Source organism: Sphingomonas sp. CCH15-F11 (assembly GCF_001557005.1).
Lineage (GTDB): Bacteria > Pseudomonadota > Alphaproteobacteria > Sphingomonadales > Sphingomonadaceae > Sphingomonas.
In genome coordinates, this window is the sequence record NZ_LSKG01000057.1 from 1 (window position 1) to 17,446 (window position 17,446).

The 17,446-nt window shown below is 68.0% G+C and carries 17 protein-coding genes; 9 read left to right on the plus strand and 8 right to left on the minus strand.

Features of this window, described 5'->3' with window-relative positions; genetic code table 11:
• The 4 genes from AX709_RS05440 to AX709_RS05455 form a co-directional block, all read left to right on the plus strand.
• The coding region (locus AX709_RS05440) for an enoyl-CoA hydratase/isomerase family protein (protein WP_066547682.1) at nucleotides 1-581 on the plus strand (581 nt) is incomplete at its 5' end.
• A gap of 19 nt (nucleotides 582-600) precedes the next feature.
• Entirely contained in the window at nucleotides 601-2,394 is a 1,794-nt protein-coding gene (locus AX709_RS05445) for an acyl-CoA dehydrogenase family protein (protein ID WP_066547685.1), read from the plus strand.
• Entirely contained in the window at nucleotides 2,391-3,167 is a 777-nt protein-coding gene (locus AX709_RS05450) for an SDR family oxidoreductase (RefSeq protein ID WP_066547687.1), read from the plus strand. The genes AX709_RS05445 and AX709_RS05450 overlap by 4 nt, the downstream gene beginning before the upstream one ends.
• Nucleotides 3,168-3,208: 41 nt before the next feature.
• Nucleotides 3,209-4,105 (plus strand): haloalkane dehalogenase, encoded by an 897-nt coding sequence (locus tag AX709_RS05455; RefSeq protein WP_066483168.1) that lies wholly within the window; start codon nucleotides 3,209-3,211, stop codon nucleotides 4,103-4,105.
• 395 nt (nucleotides 4,106-4,500) lie between these two features.
• On the opposite strand, the gene trmB is transcribed toward AX709_RS05455, so the two are convergent.
• Entirely contained in the window at nucleotides 4,501-5,190 is a 690-nt protein-coding gene (trmB, locus tag AX709_RS05460) for a tRNA (guanine(46)-N(7))-methyltransferase TrmB (protein ID WP_066483172.1), read from the minus strand.
• Nucleotides 5,191-5,265: 75 nt separating this feature from the next.
• A complete protein-coding gene (locus tag AX709_RS05465; RefSeq protein ID WP_066547690.1) occupies nucleotides 5,266-5,613 on the minus strand; it encodes a hypothetical protein in 348 nt (115 codons plus the stop codon).
• 136 nt (nucleotides 5,614-5,749) lie between these two features.
• Between AX709_RS05465 and AX709_RS05470 the strand changes: the two genes are divergently transcribed.
• Nucleotides 5,750-6,358: a TetR/AcrR family transcriptional regulator gene (locus tag AX709_RS05470; protein ID WP_066547692.1), complete on the plus strand. Its 609-nt coding sequence runs from the start codon at nucleotides 5,750-5,752 to the stop codon at nucleotides 6,356-6,358.
• 52 nt (nucleotides 6,359-6,410) lie between these two features.
• Here the strand turns inward: AX709_RS05470 and AX709_RS05475 are convergent, their stop codons facing one another.
• The 3 genes from AX709_RS05475 to lnt form a co-directional block, all read right to left on the minus strand.
• Nucleotides 6,411-7,505, minus strand: a complete 1,095-nt coding sequence (locus AX709_RS05475) for a hypothetical protein (RefSeq protein WP_066547694.1) — start codon at nucleotides 7,503-7,505, stop codon at nucleotides 6,411-6,413.
• A 104-nt stretch (nucleotides 7,506-7,609) separates the two neighbouring features.
• On the minus strand, nucleotides 7,610-8,794 hold the full coding sequence (metK, locus tag AX709_RS05480) for a methionine adenosyltransferase (protein ID WP_066547696.1): 1,185 nt from the start codon (nucleotides 8,792-8,794) through the stop codon (nucleotides 7,610-7,612).
• Between the two features lie 84 nt (nucleotides 8,795-8,878).
• Complete coding sequence (gene lnt / locus AX709_RS05485; protein WP_066547697.1) at nucleotides 8,879-10,420, minus strand: apolipoprotein N-acyltransferase; 1,542 nt, start codon at nucleotides 10,418-10,420, stop codon at nucleotides 8,879-8,881.
• 51 nt (nucleotides 10,421-10,471) lie between these two features.
• On the opposite strand from lnt, the gene AX709_RS05490 reads away from it, so the two are divergent.
• Nucleotides 10,472-10,888 carry a VOC family protein gene (locus AX709_RS05490; RefSeq protein ID WP_066547700.1) on the plus strand — a complete coding sequence of 139 codons (417 nt, stop codon included), beginning with the start codon at nucleotides 10,472-10,474 and terminating at the stop codon, nucleotides 10,886-10,888.
• Between the two features lie 18 nt (nucleotides 10,889-10,906).
• Complete coding sequence (locus tag AX709_RS05495; RefSeq protein WP_066547703.1) at nucleotides 10,907-11,209, plus strand: polyhydroxyalkanoic acid system family protein; 303 nt, start codon at nucleotides 10,907-10,909, stop codon at nucleotides 11,207-11,209.
• 134 nt (nucleotides 11,210-11,343) lie between these two features.
• Here the strand turns inward: AX709_RS05495 and AX709_RS05500 are convergent, their stop codons facing one another.
• Nucleotides 11,344-12,669, minus strand: a complete 1,326-nt coding sequence (locus AX709_RS05500; protein WP_066547706.1) for a PQQ-dependent sugar dehydrogenase — start codon at nucleotides 12,667-12,669, stop codon at nucleotides 11,344-11,346.
• A gap of 391 nt (nucleotides 12,670-13,060) precedes the next feature.
• Here AX709_RS05500 and AX709_RS05505 point away from each other — a divergent pair, with 391 nt between their 5' ends.
• Nucleotides 13,061-13,384 carry a PilZ domain-containing protein gene (locus tag AX709_RS05505; protein ID WP_066483190.1) on the plus strand — a complete coding sequence of 108 codons (324 nt, stop codon included), beginning with the start codon at nucleotides 13,061-13,063 and terminating at the stop codon, nucleotides 13,382-13,384.
• A gap of 6 nt (nucleotides 13,385-13,390) precedes the next feature.
• Here AX709_RS05505 and AX709_RS05510 read toward each other — a convergent pair whose 3' ends face one another.
• Both AX709_RS05510 and ybeY read right to left on the minus strand, forming a co-directional pair.
• The gene (locus AX709_RS05510) at nucleotides 13,391-14,314 is read right to left on the minus strand and encodes a hemolysin family protein (RefSeq protein ID WP_066483192.1); all 924 of its coding nucleotides are present in this window, start codon (nucleotides 14,312-14,314) and stop codon (nucleotides 13,391-13,393) included.
• A gap of 8 nt (nucleotides 14,315-14,322) precedes the next feature.
• Nucleotides 14,323-14,850 carry an rRNA maturation RNase YbeY gene (ybeY, locus tag AX709_RS05515; protein ID WP_066547710.1) on the minus strand — a complete coding sequence of 176 codons (528 nt, stop codon included), beginning with the start codon at nucleotides 14,848-14,850 and terminating at the stop codon, nucleotides 14,323-14,325.
• Between the two features lie 168 nt (nucleotides 14,851-15,018).
• Between ybeY and AX709_RS05520 the strand changes: the two genes are divergently transcribed.
• Nucleotides 15,019-17,446: AAA family ATPase (locus AX709_RS05520; protein WP_066547708.1), on the plus strand; the 2,428-nt coding region annotated here is incomplete at its 3' end.

Here is a 17,446-nt window from a genome sequence, read left to right on the forward strand (position 1 = left end):
GCAACGGCGCGCAGGGTCGCCGCGGGCTTTCGCGGGCGCTCGCGGTGCTGCAAAGGTTTGAGCAGCTCCCCATTCCGACGGTGGTCGCGGTGCGCGGTTTCTGCTTCGGTGCGGGCTGCGAAATCCTCCAGGTCCATGACGTCGCCTTTGCCGGCGAAGGCGCGGCGATCGGTCAGGTCGAGGCGCTGATCGGCACGACCACACTGCTCGGCGGCGCGCAGCGGCTCGTTTCGCGCATTGGCGTCGCACGGGCCAAGGAATTCGTTTTCTCGGCTCAGCCGCTCGACGCAAAAACACTGCATCGTTGGGGACTGGTCAACCAGGTCGCGCCCGACGACGAGGTCGAAACCAAGGCCCGCGCCTATGCCAAGAAGCTTTCCGAAGGGCCGACCACCGCGCTGCGCTGGTCGAAGGCGCTGATCAACGCGGCGGTTTCGCACGGCGTGAGTGCGGCAGATTCGCTGGTGCTCGAAGGTGGCAGCGCGACCTTCGACAGCCGCGACATGCAGGAAGCGGTGACCCGCTTCGCGCGCGACGGTGCGCGCCGCTTCGCGGACGGCCTGGTCTTTACCGGCGAGTGAAGCGGGAGGAACGCCGACAATGCGTGACTATACCCCGCCCGTCGATGAGTATCGGTTTTTGTTCGGGCATGTCCTGGCGCCGGAGTTTCGCGGCCTGGCCGCCCATGAACGGGTCGATGACGCGACGCTTGCCGCGATCCTCGACGGCATCGGCACCTTTGCCCGAGATCACGTGCTTCCGCTCGCCGACCGGGCCGATGCGCAGGGTGCGCGGATCGAAAACGGCCTTGCGCGCGCGCCGGATGGGTATCGCGACGCCTATCAGGCGTATGTCCGCGATGGCTGGGCCACGCTGGGGGTCGCCGAACGTCATGGCGGACAGGGATTGCCATTGACCCTGTCGATGTGTGCCGACGAGTTTTTGAGCAGCGGATCGATCGCGTTTGCGTTGTACGCGTCGCTGCGCGTCGGGGTGTACGAAGTGCTGGCAGCCGAAGGCGACCCCACCCCGGGTGCGGCGTTCCTCCATCATCTGGCGAGCGGCGAATGGACCGGCACGATGTGCCTGACCGAGCCGCAATGCGGCACCGACCTCGCGCTGATCCGCACCATCGCGCGTCCCGATCCGGCGGGCGACGGCACCTATCGGCTCGACGGCACCAAGATCTTCATCACCGGCGGCGACCACGACCTGACCGACAATATCGTCCATCTGGTTCTGGCGCGTCTGGCGGACGGGCCGCCCGGACTCGCCGGGCTCGGGTTGTTCGTGACCGCAAAATACCTGGCCGATGCCGATGGACAGTGGCGCACGCCCAACGGCGTCGAATGCGCGCGACTGGAGGCTAAGATGGGTATCCATGCCTCCGCAACCGCCGAACTGCGGTTCGAGAACAGCCGGGCGTGGATGATCGGCGAACCCGGCAAGGGGCTGGCCGGCATGTTCGCGATGATGAAGCTGGCGCGGATCGGCACGCCGTTTCAGGCGATCGGGGTCGCCGAACTCGCGACCCAGAACGCCCATGCCTATGCGATGGAGCGCATTCAGGGGCGCGACGCGGTCGACACGGCTGAGCGCGCTTCCATTCCGATATACCGGCATCCCAACGTCAAGCGCGAATTGGCGAGGATGCGGGTGTGGACAACCAGCGTGCGGATGCTCGCGACCTTTACCGCACTGATCAACGATCAGAGCGTTTCCGGCGCGCCCGAGGTGCGCGCGCGCGCGACCGCGCTGCTGCCGCTGCTGATGCCGGTATCCAAGGCCGCCGTGACCGAGACCGGCGTCGACGTCGTCACCGCGGCGATGCAGTCCTGTGGCGGTCACGGCTACATCCGTGACAATGGCGTCGAACGCTTGCTGCGCGACGTGCAGATCCTGCCGATCTACGAGGGAACGAACGACATACAGGCGCTCGACCTCGTGCTGCGGCGGTTGCCGGCGGCGGGTGGGGCGGTGATGGCGGCGCTTCTCGACTGGCTCGATGCCGAGGCAACGGCACTTTCTGCGCAAGTGGGCAACCGGTCCGTGGGCGATCAGACGATCGCACTGCTGGCCACGCTGCGTGGCATCACCGCGGAGCTCGGCGACCTGCTGGTGCACGACCGCTTCGCGGCGCTTCAGTCGGCGCGCGACTATCTGTGGCTGGTCGCGCATGGCGTGATGTCGGTGCTGTGGCTGCGCGCGCTGGCGGCGCTCGAGAAACGGTTGGAAATCGCGGTGGATGCTGACGCCAAACGTGCCGAAGCGACATTCTATTTCAGCTATCTCGCCCCGGACGCGCAGCTGCGCGCCGCACGGCTTCGCAACCACGCATCGCTCAAGGATGCGTTGAACGCCCTGATCCCAAACGGAAGGGAACCCGCCGAATGAATACAGAGTTGCTCTTTTCGGTGCGCGGCAAGGTGGCCTTGGTCACCGGCGGCACACGCGGCATCGGCTATATGATTGCCGATGGCCTGGTTCGCGCCGGTGCGCGCGTCTATATCTCGTCGCGCAAGGCGGAAGCTTGCGCACAGGCAGCGGCCGAGCTTTCAGCGCACGGCGAAGCGATCGCAATTCCCGCAGACCTGGGCGATCCCGCGGGCGTGTCGGCGGTGTCGACCGAACTGGCGGCGCGCGAGCCCAAGCTCGATATTCTGGTCAACAATGCCGGCGCCAATTGGGGGGCGCCGTTTGAAAGCTTTCCGCAATCGGGCTGGGACAAGGTCATGGACCTCAATGTCCGGTCGATCTTCTTTCTGACCCAGCAACTGGCGCCGCTGCTCAAGGCGGCGGCCACGCCCGAAGATCCGGCCCGGGTCATCAATATCGGATCGGTCGATGGCATGACCTGTCCCGATTATGGCAATTATTCCTATGCGGCGAGCAAGGCCGCGGTCCATCACCTCACCCGGCATCTCGCCAAGCATCTGGCCGCAGCCGACATCAATGTGAATGCGATCGCGCCCGGCCCGTTCCCGACCAAGATGACCGAAGTGATGTTGCGCGACGCCGGGGAACGCATCTTCTCCGTCATCCCGCGTCGGCGAACCGGATTGCCGTCGGATATCGCGGGGAGCGTCATTTTCCTGGCATCGGCGGCGTCCGCCTACATCACCGGTGCCGTCATTCCGGTGGACGGCGGCTTTTCGACGACCCGCTAGCCCGGCTTCACCATCCGTCCAGCGCCCAGAAAGGATTTGCCATGACCGATATCGCCAACGCCCAGCCGTTCCACTCGCTTGCCACGCGCGAGATCCTGGGTCGGCGCATGGCTTACATCGATTACGGCGCCGGCCGGCCGATCGTCTTTCAGCACGGCAATCCCACGTCGAGCTATTTGTGGCGCAACGTCATGCGCGGCTGCGATGGTCTGGGCCGGCTGATCGCGTGCGACCTGATCGGGATGGGCGGTTCCGACAAGATCGAGGGCGAAGGCGACGCGCGCTATGGCTGGGATGTCCATTATGCGCATCTCGATGCGCTGTGGCAGTCGCTCGACCTTGGCGATGGGATCGTGCTGGTGCTCCACGATTGGGGGTCGGCGCTGGGCTTTCAATGGGCGATGGACCATCCCGAGCGCGTCGCCGGCATCGTCTATATGGAGGCGATCGTCGGCCCGATGACGTGGTCGGAATGGCCGGAAGGCGGTCGGCGGATGTTCCAGGGCTTTCGCTCCGAAGCCGGCGAATCGCTCATCCTCGATCGCAATCTGTTCATCGACCGGGTGTTGCCCGGCTCCATCCTGCGCGCGCTCAGCGATGACGAGATGGCGCATTATCGCGCGCCCTATCCCGATCCCGGCGAAGCTCGGCGACCCATGCTCGCATGGCCCCGATTGCTGCCGGTCGATGGCGAACCGGCGGATTTCGTGGAACGTGCACGCAACTATGGTGAATTCCTTCGGACCAGTTCCATCCCGAAACTGTTCATCAATGCCGATCCGGGCTCGATACTGGTCGGTTCAGCCCGGGAATATTGCCGCAGCTGGGCCAATCAGCGCGAAATCACCGTGCCGGGATTGCATTTCATCCAGGAAGACAGCGCGGCGGAGATCGCGACCGGAATCCGCGCGTTGGTGCGGGAATTGAACGCGGAATAAGGACCGATCATCGACCATCGGAAAGCCGGCGCGGGGACTCAATCCATGATTTTCTGGTGGCCTGGGATGTTGAGCGGGCCGTCTCGGTCACGAGCCTTTTGCGACCGTCTGCAAGCCGCTCGGTCATTTTCGACCATCTTCCTGCTATCTTTCAGTGGGGGCTGTCAGCACTGCCGAACGATGCTGTCATAGCGGCCTGTCTGGATCAGCGGCCGTTGGCAACGCGCCGGTCGATCGAAGAGACATGGCCGCCGATAGGTGAATCAGCCATCAAGTCGTTGATTGATGAGAGGCGAAGCAAAAAACCTCGTTCCCTCAAGCAGCGATCGAGTAATCACCGTGCGGAGATCATGAGATGATCAAGTAGATTGTGAGCGGGAAAGGAAACCTTCTGCCTATTTTGCATCGGCGCGCCGATATCTCATGTACCACACCTCATGCCCCTTGCGCCGCGCCTTGCGTTCGTAGCGTGTCTCGGGCCAGTCGGCGGGCCGCGTGAGAAAGTCCGCAGGGGTCTGTGCCATCCAGGTGAAATCGCGGCGCTGATCGAGGATCATCATCGCCCAGCGGCAATAGGTCGGGTCGTCGGTGCCGAGGCGGAACTCGCAGCCGGGTCGGAGCTTTGCGGCGATCAGGTCGAGCGGCCCGTGATTGATCATCCGACGTTTGGCATGGCGCGCCTTGGGCCACGGATCGGGGTGCAGCAGATAGACGCGGCTCAGGCTCGCATCGGGCAGCCGATCGAGAACTTCCAGCGCGTCGCCCATATGCAGCCGGACATTGGCGAGCGCGCCGTCGCGGATATGACCCAGCGCGCCGACGACGCCGTTCAGGAACGGCTCGCAGCCGATGAAACCATGATCGGGCCGCATCGCCGCCTGACCGGCGAGATGCTCGCCCGCGCCGAAGCCGATTTCGAGCTCGAGCGGCCGCTCGGCCCCGAACAGTGCCGCGGCGTCGAGTGGACCGGCCTCGGGCACGCTGATCCGGGGCAACAGGTCCTCGAGCAGCGCCGATTGGCCACTGCGCAGCTTATGCCCCTGCCGGCGACCATAGAGACGGCGGATGGTGGTGGGATCGTTCATCGTCCGGTCGCTGTGAGGGCAAGCGCACGATCGGGCAAGGGGCCGCGCGGTGTCGCCGGCACGATCGAGCCCGGATCACGCCACCGGCATGATGCCGCCGGGCAGCCCGTCGGCACAGTCGTCGATCAAGTCGAACAGCGCGCCGAGCCTGTCGTCCGGCCCGGCATCCTTGCCCGGCCCGTCCAGCAGTTCCGCCATGAACGCAACCAGCCGGCCGCTGCGATCGACGAAGTTCACACCGCTCAGCGGGGCGTCTGCCGGCCCGATCAGAAAGTGCAGCAACTCGGGCGCGAGCCGGTCGGCGACGCCGGCCGTGCTCCCGTCGTCCAGATAAAAGCGGAGCATCGGGACAAAGCCCGCGCGCGTCCACGCGTCGATGCGCACGCGGCGTCGGTCGACGCCCGGATCACAATCATCGGTCATTTGCAAACCATCGCTTGCGTGCTCGTCGAACCTTCGACAAAGCCTTGTTTCGGATATTTGTACCGATACATATATAATTCGCCGCGAGCAATGTAGCGACTGCAACATCGCCGCAAGCTTCGGAAAAGGGGGATGGATGAAGCGCGGTCGACCACGGCAATATGACGCCACAGAGGTACTCAGGCGTGCGCGCGACTGCTTCTGGGCAAAGGGCTATTCCGGGACCACCGTCGATGCGCTGTGCGAAGCGACGAAACTGAGCAAGCCCAGCCTTTATGCGGGATTCGGCAGCAAGCTGAACCTGTATCTGATGGTGCTGCGCGACTACGAGATCGAGGGGCAGGCAGCGCTTGCCGAATCGCTCGCCAGCCGGCCCGACCTTCGCGGTGCGCTGCGCGTGGCGGCGGCGGGCGCGGTACGCAACTTTACCGGCGACGGCGAGGTTCAGCGCGGCTGCCTGCTGATCGGCACCGCCGCCGTCGAAGCCATGTCCGAAACCGCAGTCCGCGACTTTCTGCACGAATCGATGTCCGCGATGACGGAACTGTTCGCCGCACGGATCGCGCGCGCGGTGGAGGAGGAGGGACTGGTGCTCGGCGCCGGCCCGCTGCTGCTCGGCCGGGTGATGTGCGATGCGGTTTACGGGGCGGCGCTGCGCGCGCGCGCGGGTGAGCCCGCCGCGGCGCTGCTCGCTTCGCTGGAGCCGACGATTGATTTCGTCTGCGACAGCGCGACGTCGCGATAGCTGCCGCCGGATCGGCACGAATGCCCTTTCGGGCGGGCCCCGCGTCCCGCGGTCACGGGGTGATGATGTCGATCGCGCGCTTCTTGCCAAAGGTCGTCGTGCTCACGATCGGCGCGCCGTTGATCGAGTCGATCGCCTGCGCCGTTGTCGGCATCGCCGAATATGGCGCGAAGCCCAGCGTCCGGTCGAGCAGCAACAGGTTGGCGCTCCACCAGCGTTGCGGCGGGGTCTTTATTTCGCCTGACAGATCGGGGCTTACGACGATGCCCCGACCGGCATCGGACAACGCGATCAGATAGCGTTCGGTCGACGCATCCGGACGGTACACTGCGCCCACCGGCGATTGGGCCGGGTCACGGCACCAGCGCGCGGGCTGTGCCGCCTCGTCCTTCGCCCCGTCCTTAGCCTTGTCCTTCGTGTCGTCGCGAAGGCCCGCGGCCGCGCTGATCACGCCCGACGCCAACGCCGACGCCATGCGGTCCTCCTCGCTCAGCACGACCCGCTCGGCCTTGTCGGCAAAGACGAGCGGTTCGGGACAGGCCGCAACCGGCTCGGCCGGCCGATCGGCGCGCGTCATCTTCGGCCATTTGATCGCCGCCAGCGCCGATTGCATCCGTTCGCCCATCGCTTCGGGCGCAATCGTGCGGGACGAGTAGCGCAGCTTGACCAGCCACTCGCCGACGGTGAACATCGCGAGGCCGGTACTCCGGTAGTTTTGCTCGGCGCGCCACGCCGCGATCAGTCCGCTTTGCCGCTCGCGCCCGGGCGGCGTGAAGGGCTGCGGGGCAACGACCGGCGTCACGGCACCGAACGAGGCCGACCGGCCTTCGACTGCCCCGATGGCACGGTCGAACCATACCGGCAGTGCGTCCAGCACGTCGCGATAGACGAAGACGGAAATCACCTCGTCGTGATCCGGCGTTTCGTAATTGGTGATCGTATCGAGCTCGCCGGTGCCGAGCTGCTCGACCCCGACGCGGGGCAGCCGATCGATCACGACCGGCAGCTCGATCTTCGAATGCGGATGACGATAGGGCGCGCTGCGCGATACCTTGACGACGCTTTTCTGCTGCGCCTGCGCGGGCATGACGACCGCAGCTGCCGTCAGGAACACCGCAACCGCGCGACTCAGGAATCCGCTCCGCACCCCTCGTCTCCTCGCCTTTCGCTTTGATTCGTCGACCTTTTCACGTCGGCGTCAAAAGCGCAATGCGCCGGTTAAGCGGACCGGCGCGGGCGGGAGCCAGGCGCTCAGCCCAGCTCGGCCTTCAGCGCGTCGACCAGGTCGGTCCGTTCCCAGGTGAACAGGTCGCCTTCCGCCTTGCGGCCGAAATGCCCGTACGCCGCGGTCGGCTGATAGATCGGCTTGTTCATGCCGAGATGCGTGCGGATGCCCTTGGGGGTCAGGCGCACCAGCTTGGGCAGCACCGCTTCGATCTTCGCTTCGTCAACGCTGCCGGTGCCGTGCGTGTCGACATAGAGCGACAGCGGCTCGGCGATGCCGATGGCGTAAGAAAGCTGGATGGTGCACCGCTTGGCCAATCCGGCGGCAACGACATTCTTGGCGAGATAGCGGCTGATATAGGCGGCCGAGCGGTCGACCTTGGTCGGATCCTTGCCGCTGAACGCGCCGCCGCCATGCGGGGCAGCGCCGCCATAGGTGTCGACGATGATCTTGCGCCCGGTCAGCCCGGCGTCGCCGTCGGGTCCGCCGATTTCGAACATGCCGGTCGGATTCACATAGATCTGGCTCTGGTCGGCGGGCATCCAGCCCTGGGGCAGGATTTCCTCGAACACCGTCATCACATAGTCGCGCAGCCGCTGTTGCCCGGCGTCGTTCGACAGCGCCTTGGTATGCTGGGTCGACACGACCAGTGCAGTCGCACCGGTCGGCACGCCGTTTTCATACTTCAGCGTCACCTGGCTCTTGGCGTCGGGCTCCAGGAAGTCGACGATACGGGCGTGGCGGTCCTGCGCCAGCTTTTCGAGGATGCGGTGCGAATAATAAAGCGTCGCGGGCATCAGGTCGGGCGTCTCGTCACAGGCGAAACCGAACATGATGCCCTGGTCGCCGGCGCCCTCGTCCTTGTTGCCGCTTTCGTCGACGCCTTGGGCGATGTGCGCGGACTGGCCGTGCAGGTGGCAGGCGAAATCGGCGGTCTGCCAGTGAAAGCCGTGCTGCTCGTAGCCGATGCGGCGCACGGTGTCGCGCGCCGCCTTCTCGATCTCGGCCAGCGTCGGAAAGCTGTCCTCGGCGCAGCGCACTTCGCCGGCCAGCACGATGCGCTGGGTCGTCACCATCGTCTCGCACGCCACGCGCGCGACCGGATCGCGCGACAGGAACAGATCGACGACCGCGTCGGAAATCTGGTCGGCGACCTTGTCGGGATGGCCTTCGGACACCGATTCGGACGTGAAGAGATAGTTGGCGCGCATGGAGAACCCTTGGGCTGGCGTGGCGGGGCGGTCGGCCGGATCCGGACTTGCGATCGGATATAAAGCTTTCCTTATATCGCGCCCCTAGCGGCTGTGCGGGCGAATGGCAATCGCGAGCGCCACCAGCAACAGCACGATCAGCGCCGCCATGAGATTGCCGAAGCGCGCAAACGGCGTCGGCGGATGCGGCAGCGGCAGCGGCAGCTCGACCGCACCGGCGGTCAGGCGCGGCACGGTGCCGAGCAGGCGGCCGTCCGCGTCGATCACCGCCGAAATGCCGGTTGGGGTCGATCGCAGCACCGGCACCCCTTCCTCGATCGCGCGCAGCCGCGCCTGCGCCAGATGTTGCGGCGGCCCCCACGCGCCGAACCACGCGTCATTGGACGGATTGAAGATCATGTCGGGGCGCTCGGCGCGATCGACGACCTCGCCCGAAAAGATGATCTCGTAGCAGATCTGCATTCCCACGCGGCCAAAGCGCGGCACCGCGATCGTCCGCGGGCCGGGGCCGGGAATGGTATCGATCTCGCTGTTGACCAGGCGGGACAGGCCGATGGCCGACAGGATCGGCCGCATCGGCAGATATTCGCCATAGGGCACCAGATGCGCCTTGTCGTACCGGCGCGGGCCGAGCGTCGCATCGGGGTGCACGACGAACACCGAATTGCTCGCGCCGTCGATGATCGGGTCGCCCCCGAAGAGCAACGCGTTTCCGCCGACCAGCGCCACGTCGTCGGGACCGAGCAACCCGGCGATCCGGCGGCGCGTATCGGCGGGCCACGCCTCGAAATACCAGCCGCCGGGATAGCCGCTTTCCAGATAATAGTTGACGGCACCTTCCGGCCAGACGAGCAGCCGCGGGCGATATCCCGGCGTGCCGCTCTGCGCGACCAGTGCCTGGAACACGCGCTCCGAATAGCCGGGTTCGCGCACGCCCTCCTGCCCGACATTGGGCTGGACGACGCGGACCAGCGGCTGGTTGGGGCGGAGGTCCGCCGGCGGCTCGCCCGCATTCAGCACGATCGCGCCGCCGATGATCGCCGCGAGCAGCATGGCGAAGCGCCAGCCGCCCCGCGCAATCAGCAACAGCGCGCCCGCAGCCAGCACCATCAGCCCCGACATCGCATAGGTGCCGATCATGGCGGCGATCCGGGCCACGTCTCCCGCCGGCAGCCACGCGACGCCCAGCGGGTTCCAGGCATAGCCGGTGAACATCTGCGCGCGCAGCCATTCGGTGACGATCCAGGCGGCGGCGGCAATCAGCACGAACGGCGCGTCGGGCCGGGTGCCGGCGATGCGCCCGAACTTCCACGCCAGCCCGCCCGCGAGCATCGGATAGACCGCGAGATAGAGCGCCAGCAGGACAACCGCGACGTAGCCGAGCTCGGGCGGCATCTTGTCCTGATAGTCGAAGGCGTGCTGGATCCAGTTGTTGCCGACGGTGAAATGCCCCACCCCGAACAGCCACGACCGCAGCGACGCGGCGCGCAGCGACGGTGCCGAATGCACCAGCGCCAGCCAGACCGCGAGCGCGGCGAGCAGGACCGGCCACAGATCGAGCGGGGCAAACCCGGTCGCGGAAAGCGATCCGGCGACCAGAGCGACGATCAGGGGAGCGGGGCGCATGCGCGCACGCTATCGGGTGGATCGATGCCGAAAACAAGCTATTAGCCGGTGATGCTGCGCCCCTTTCACCTCGCCTTTCCGGTCCATGACCTTGCCGCCGCGCGTGCCTTTTACGGCGGGGTGCTGGGCTGTGCGGAGGGACGATCGGCGGCACACTGGGTCGATTTCGACCTGTTCGGGCATCAGATCGTCGCGCATCTGGATCCGGCGGCCAGGCCGGTTGCGGTCGCGAATGCGGTCGACGGCCACGACGTGCCGGTGCCGCATTTCGGCGTCGTCCTGACAATGGCGGCATGGGAGGCGCTGGCCGAGCGGGTCCGCGCGGCGGGGATTGCGTTCGGCATCGCGCCGCATGTCCGTTTCAAGGGCGAGGTCGGCGAGCAGGCAACGATGTTCTTTCGCGATCCCAGCGGCAACGCGCTCGAGTTCAAGGCGTTCGCCGACGACGCCATGCTGTTCGCGCGCTAGCGCCGGGGAAACGCGATCATGACCGAACCGATCCGCATCGACCTGCCCCACCAGCTCGGCACCGCGGGTGCCCGCGCGCGCGTCGACGGCGCGATGGCGGACATCGAACGCCGCCTGCCCGCCGCAAAACTCGCCGATCGCCGCTGGGCGGGCGACACGCTGTTCGTGACGGTCGAGATGATGGGCCAGAAGCTGGCGACGCGCGCCGACATTCACGACAGCCGGGTGCACCTGGAGATCGAGCTCCCCGCGATCCTTGCGCTGTTCGCGTCACGCATCCGCGAGAAGATCGCGAAGGAAGGCCCGAAGCTGCTGGCGTGACCGGCCAATTTGACACGGCCACATCGGTGCGGACGTTGCTGAATTCCCTTCGTCACCCCGGCCTTGTGCCGGGTGACGGGCAAAGAGCCGACCGTGTTACGTGCACAAGGGCTTTGGGTGTCGGTGCCTGAGCCTCAGCGCGCGGCGCTGACCCGCCAGATGACGTTGCCGACATCATCGGCGACCAGCAGGCCGCCCGCCCGGTCGATCGTCACGCCGACCGGTCGCCCGCGCGCCTTGTCGCCGTCCAGAAAGCCGGTCAGCACGTCGATCGGCGCCGCGCCCTTCAGCGGAAAGCCATTGTCGCCGAACGGCACATACAGCACCTTGTAGCCGGAAAAAGGCTTGCGGTTCCACGATCCGTGCTGGCCGATGAACGCGCCATTGGCAAAGCGTTCGCCCAGCCGCGCGCCATTGGCGAAGCTCAGCCCCAGCGATGCGGTATGCGCGCCCAGCGCATAATCGGGCCGCGCGGTATATTCGAGCAGGTCGGGGCGCGCGGGTTCGACCCGGCGGTCAACATAGCCGCCCCAATAGCTGTACGGCCAGCCGAAGAAACTGCCCAGCTGCACCTTGGTCAGATAATCGGGCGGCACATCGGAGCCCAGCATGTCGCGTTCGTTGACGACGGTCCACAGGCCCAGCGTCACCGGCTCGATCGCCATGCCGACCGGGTTGCGCAGACCGGTGCCGAACGGCCGGAACGACTTGGTCGCCGGGTCGACCTCCAGGATCGCGGCGCGGTTGCGTTCGAGCTCGAGCCCGCGTTCGGCGATGTTGGTGGCCGAGCCGACGCTGACGAACAGCGTGTCGCCCTCCGGATTGGCAACGACGTTGCGGGTCCAGTGATTCTCGCCGGCGGGCAGGTCGATGATCTTTTCGGGCCTGGCGTCGATCCGGGTCTGGCCGACCTGGAAGGGGAAACGAACCAGCGCATCGGTGTTGGCAACGTAGAGCCAGCCGCCGACGACCGCCATGCCCAGGGGCGAATTGAGCCCGTCGACCAGCACGTTGCGCTGATCCGCCGCGCCATCGCCGTCGGTGTCGCGCAACAGCGTGATGCGGTTCGCCGACGGCACCGCCGCCCCCGCCTTGCCGAGCAGATAGCGCATCACCATCCCCTCGATCCCGCCGCCCTTTCGCGGGGGCGAATTGGATTCGGCGACCAGGACGTCGCCATTGGCCAGCACGTACAGCCAGCGCGGATGGTCGAGCCCCTCGGCAAACCGCGCGACCTTCAGCCCTGCCGCGGGGGTCGGCGCGGTCCCGGCGGGCCAGCCCACGGGTTCGGCGATGGCGATGGTCGGAAGGGTCTGGACGCGCGCGGGCACGATTTCCGGGCGGGGGCCCATCACCCGGTCGATCGCGATTTGAGCCACGTCGGGCCGTGTCGCCCAGATGCCGCCGCCGACCAGCGCGATAGCGCCGATCACCAGGAAGTTGCGCAGATGCTTGTTCATGCGCGCAGACATAGGCGGTGCCACCGGCCGAGCGCAACGCATCGTGACGATGAAATGGTCGGGAAGGCCCCCTCTCCGGGAGAGGCCGCCGGCGCGGATGCGCCGGCGACCTCGGCCACCTGGCTGAGGGTTAGCCAAGTGGTTTGGGGAACTGGCGTGAAAGGGGGAAACACGCCAATGGGCGCCCGCACGCTGCGTGGAGGGGAAAGCAGCATGCGATCGCGTGACCGCCCAATGCCAAAAACCGAGTGATCGATACAACGGATTAGTTTGCACACACTGATCGATTACGCCGCTAATTCACCGGGTGATAAGCTTGAGACGGTTTGCGTCACCGCCGCGGGGACCCTAATCGGGGGATCGAGTCCGCGGACGCATGGAAGATACGGGAATGAGCGATCCATTTGAACATCATGACGAAATCCATGGCGAGTCGCGTTCCCAGTTGCGCGTTCCGGTCGCCATCGAAGGCGGCGTGGCCAATTCGACGATCGGACGCCGCCCGGCGACGCTGGTCGACCTGTCGAGTCGCGGGTGCCGGATCGACTGGCCGTTCGGCGCGACCGTCGGCATGGTCGTGGTGCTGAAGATTCCCGAACTCGCCCCGATCGGCGCGCGCGTGCGCTGGCGGACCGCCACGCATATCGGCCTGTCGTTCAACACGCCCCTGCATCAATCGGTGCTGGACCGGATCGTCGCCGCGCACCGCCCCTGACGCGGGCTATTTCGCGGCGTCGTAATTCCCGGGTCCGGGATGGAGCCTGAGGCGCTGGACCCTGCGCCCGTCAGCGGCGACGATCTCCAGTTTCCAGCCGCTGTCGTGGACCAGCTGCTCCCCCGCCTTGGGCACCCGTCCGGCGAGCACGAAGGCGAGGCCGCCGAGCGTTTCGACATCCTCCTCCACCTCCGCCAGCCGCGGATCGATCGCTTCGGCGACATCCTCCAGCTCGGCGCGCGCATCGGCTTCCCAGCTGCCGTCGTCGAGCGGGATCAGCAGCGCCTCCGGCGCCTCGTCATGCTCGTCCTCGATCTCGCCGACGATTTCCTCGATCAGGTCCTCGATCGTCACCAGGCCTTCGGTGCCCGAATATTCGTCGAGCACGACCGCCAGATGCGTGCGGCTGGCGCGCATCTGGGCCAGCAGGTCGAGCACGCCCATCGCCTGGGGCACGTAAATGGGCTGGCGCAACAGCACGGTGATCGACTCCGGCGGCGGTTCGCCGCGCGCCAGGATCGCGAACACGTCCTTGACGTGGATCATCCCGATCACATGGTCCAGACGCTCGCGATAGACCGGCAGGCGGCTGTGTCCGGCCTCGGCAAAGATCCGGACGAGGTCGGCGAACGGGGTCTGCGCCTCCACCGCGATGATGTCGGCGCGCGGCACGCCGACGTCGCCGGCGTCGCGTTCACCGAAATGCAGCAGGTTGCGGAGCATCTGCCGCTCGATCGGGGCAAGGTCGCCGGCGACGGGCGTCCCCTCCTCCTCCTCGTGATCCGTGATGACTTCCTCGATCCGGTCGCGCAGCGTCTCGGCCGATTCCTCGCCGAAGATCAACGCCCGCAATCCCCGCCAGATGCCGCCGCTTTCGGGCGGCCTGCTAGAGTCGCCGTTGCCGGCGCCGCTACTGGAACCTTCTGACATGGATCGGGTCAGTCCTCGCTGATGGGATAGGGGTCGTGCAGGCCAAGCGCCGCCATCACGTCACGCTCGATCGCTTCCATCGCCCCGGCTTCCGCTTCGCCCATATGGTCATAGCCTAGCAGATGGAGGCAGCCATGGACAATCAGATGCGCGGCATGGTCGCGCACCGCGACGCCGCGCTCGGCCGCCTCGCGCGTGCAGACGCCGTGTGCGAGCACGATGTCGCCCAGAATGACCTCGCCATCCCCCGCATTGACGGTGACGGTGTCGAGCAGATCGGGCTGGATCATCGGAAAGGACAGCACGTTGGTCGGCTTGTCCTTGTGCCGATACTGCCGGTTGAGCGCCTGGACCTCTTCGTCGGAGGTCAGCCGCACCGCCAGCTCGATCACCGGCGCGTCGCCCCCGGTCCATCCGGCAAAGGGCGTGCGCGAGATCGCCGAAGCCGCGGCGGTGTGGGCCAGCACCTCCCAGTCGCCGTCTTCCCCCGGCGTATCTGGCCAGGGTGATTCGACCAGGGCAGCGACGTCCAGCATCCATTCGGCTCCGCATCCTCGGGGCGGGTCGATCCCGTCCGGCCGCGCCGCAACCACGGGCGCACCGAGCGCCATAGGCGAAAGCACCGCGGATGTTGAGACGCGAGAAGCCGATTGCTTCCCCCGACCAAGCCGATAGCTTGGGCATCCGGGGGTGATGTTCGGCCAGTGCAGATCAAGCGGCTCAGACTGTCGGGGTTCAAGAGTTTCGTCGATCCGGCCGAATTGCGGATCGAGCCGGGGCTGACCGGGATCGTCGGGCCCAATGGCTGCGGCAAGTCCAATCTGCTCGAGGCGCTGCGCTGGACGATGGGCGAGAACAGCGCCCGGTCGCTGCGCGGATCGGGCATGGACGACGTGATCTTTGCCGGCACCGCGACGCGGCCCGCCCGCAGCTTCGCCGAAGTATCGATGCTGGTCGAAAGCGAAGGCGATGCCGACGGCACGGGCACGGGCGAGACCGAGGTCGTCCGCCGCATCGAACGTGGCACCGGATCGGCCTATCGCATTAACGGGCGCGACGTGCGCGCGAAGGACGTCGCGCTGCTGTTCGCCGACGCCGCGACCGGCGCGCATTCGCCCGCGCTGGTCAGCCAGGGGCGGATCGGCGCGGTGATCGCCGCCAAGCCCGCCGAACGCCGCCAGATGCTGGAGGAAGCCGCCGGCATCTCCGGCCTGCACGTCCGCCGCCGCGACGCCGAACAGCGCCTGCGCGCGACCGAGGCCAATCTGGCGCGGCTGGGCGAGGTGATCGCCGACCAGGACGCGCGCATCGCCGCGCTCAAGCGCCAGGCGCGGCAGGCCGAGCGTTATCGCGCGCTGTCCGACGACATTCGGATCGCGGAGGCGCGGATGATCTTCGCCCGCTGGCGCGATGCCGCGCGCGCGGCCGACGCCGCCAAGGCCGAAGCCGCCGCCGCCGAAGCGCAGGTCGCGCAGCGTCAGGCGGCGCTCAACGACTGCGAGGCCGCCCAGCTTGCCGCCGTGGCGGCACTGGCCCGCCTGCGCGCTGCGGCGCTGAGCGCGCACGACGCCGCGACGGAGGCGCGCCACCGGCTCGACACGCTGCGCGCCGAGCAGGCCGATGTCGCGCGCCGGATCGCCGAAGCCGCCGCGGCGCGCGAACGGCTGGCCGAGGACCGGGCGCGCGAAGGATCGCTGGCCAGCGACGCTGCCGAGGCGATCGCGCGGCTGGGTGGCGAGGCGAAGGAGATCGACGCGCGGCTGAAGCAATCGGCCGGCGGCCTGCCGCTGATCGACGCGGCGCTGGGCGTGGCCGAGCGCGAGGCGCGCGACGCCGAAGTGGCGCTGGCCCAGGCGCTGGCGGCACAGGCGCGCGATGCCGCGGAGATTCGTGTCGCCGAAGCCGCGCGCGCCGCCGCACGCGCGCGGGTCGAGCGGGCCGAGCGCGAGGTGCAGCGGATCGACGCCGAACGCCGCGCGCTGCCCGCCGCCGAACCGATGGTCGAGGCGCGCGACGCGGCACGCACCGCGCGGGCGAACGCGGCGCAATCGGGGGACGCCGCCGCCCGGCAGCTGGACGACGCCCAAACCCGCGAACAGGCCGCCACCGATGCGCGGCAACGCGCGCAGGCCGCTCAGGCCGCCGCCGCCGCACAGCTCGCCGCCGCCGATGGCGAGGCCGCCGCGCTGCGCCGCGACCTGGCGACGGGGGACCGCGACCGCCTGATCGATCGCGTGCGCGCCGAGGCGGGGTTCGAGCGCGCGCTGGCAGCGGCACTGGGCGACGACCTGGATGCCGGGCTGGATCCGGCGTCGCCGCGCTACTGGGCCGGTGCGACCGCCGCCCCCGACGACCCGCCGCCGCCGCCGGGCACCGCCCCGCTGTCCGCGCATGCCGAGGCACCGGCGGCATTGGCCCGGCGGCTGGCGCAGATCTTCGTCGCCCCCGGCGATGTCGGCCAGCCCCTTGCCCCCGGCCAGCGTCTCGTCACGCCCGACGGCGTATTGCGGCGCTGGGACGGTTACGTCGCGCGCGCGAGCAGTGCGGCGGCGGCCGAGCGGCTCGAACGCGCCAACCGGCTGCGTGCGATCGAGGCCGGGCGACCGGACCTCGCGGACGCAGTCGCACAGGCGGCGGCGGCGCTCGGCACGGCGGACGCCGAATTGGCACGCGCGCGTCAGGACATTGCCGAGGCGCGCCGCGCAATCGACGCCGCCGAAACCGCTGCCCGCGCCGCCGCCCGTGACGAGGACCGCGCCGCCGCGCAGATCGAGCGCGGCGAGGCGCAGCGGGTCGACCTGTCGGCCCGGCAGGCGCGCGCGACGACCGAACTGGAAGATGCGCGCGCCGAGCATGCGCGTGCCGTCGAACAGGTCGCCGGGCTTCCCGATGGTCGCGACGCGGCGGCACAGGTCGACGCGCTGACCGGCCAGGCGCAGGCGCGGCGCGGCGCGGTTGCCGCCGCCCGCGCCGAACGCGCGGCTGCCGACGCCGCGATTGCCCGCGATCGCGAACGGCTGGCCGCCGCGCAGGCCGAACAGCGCGGCTGGAACCAGCGGGCGGGCGAAGCGGCGCGGCGGATCGCCGAGATCGACCGGCGCGCCGCCGCGCTGACCGACGCCGAGGCAAGCC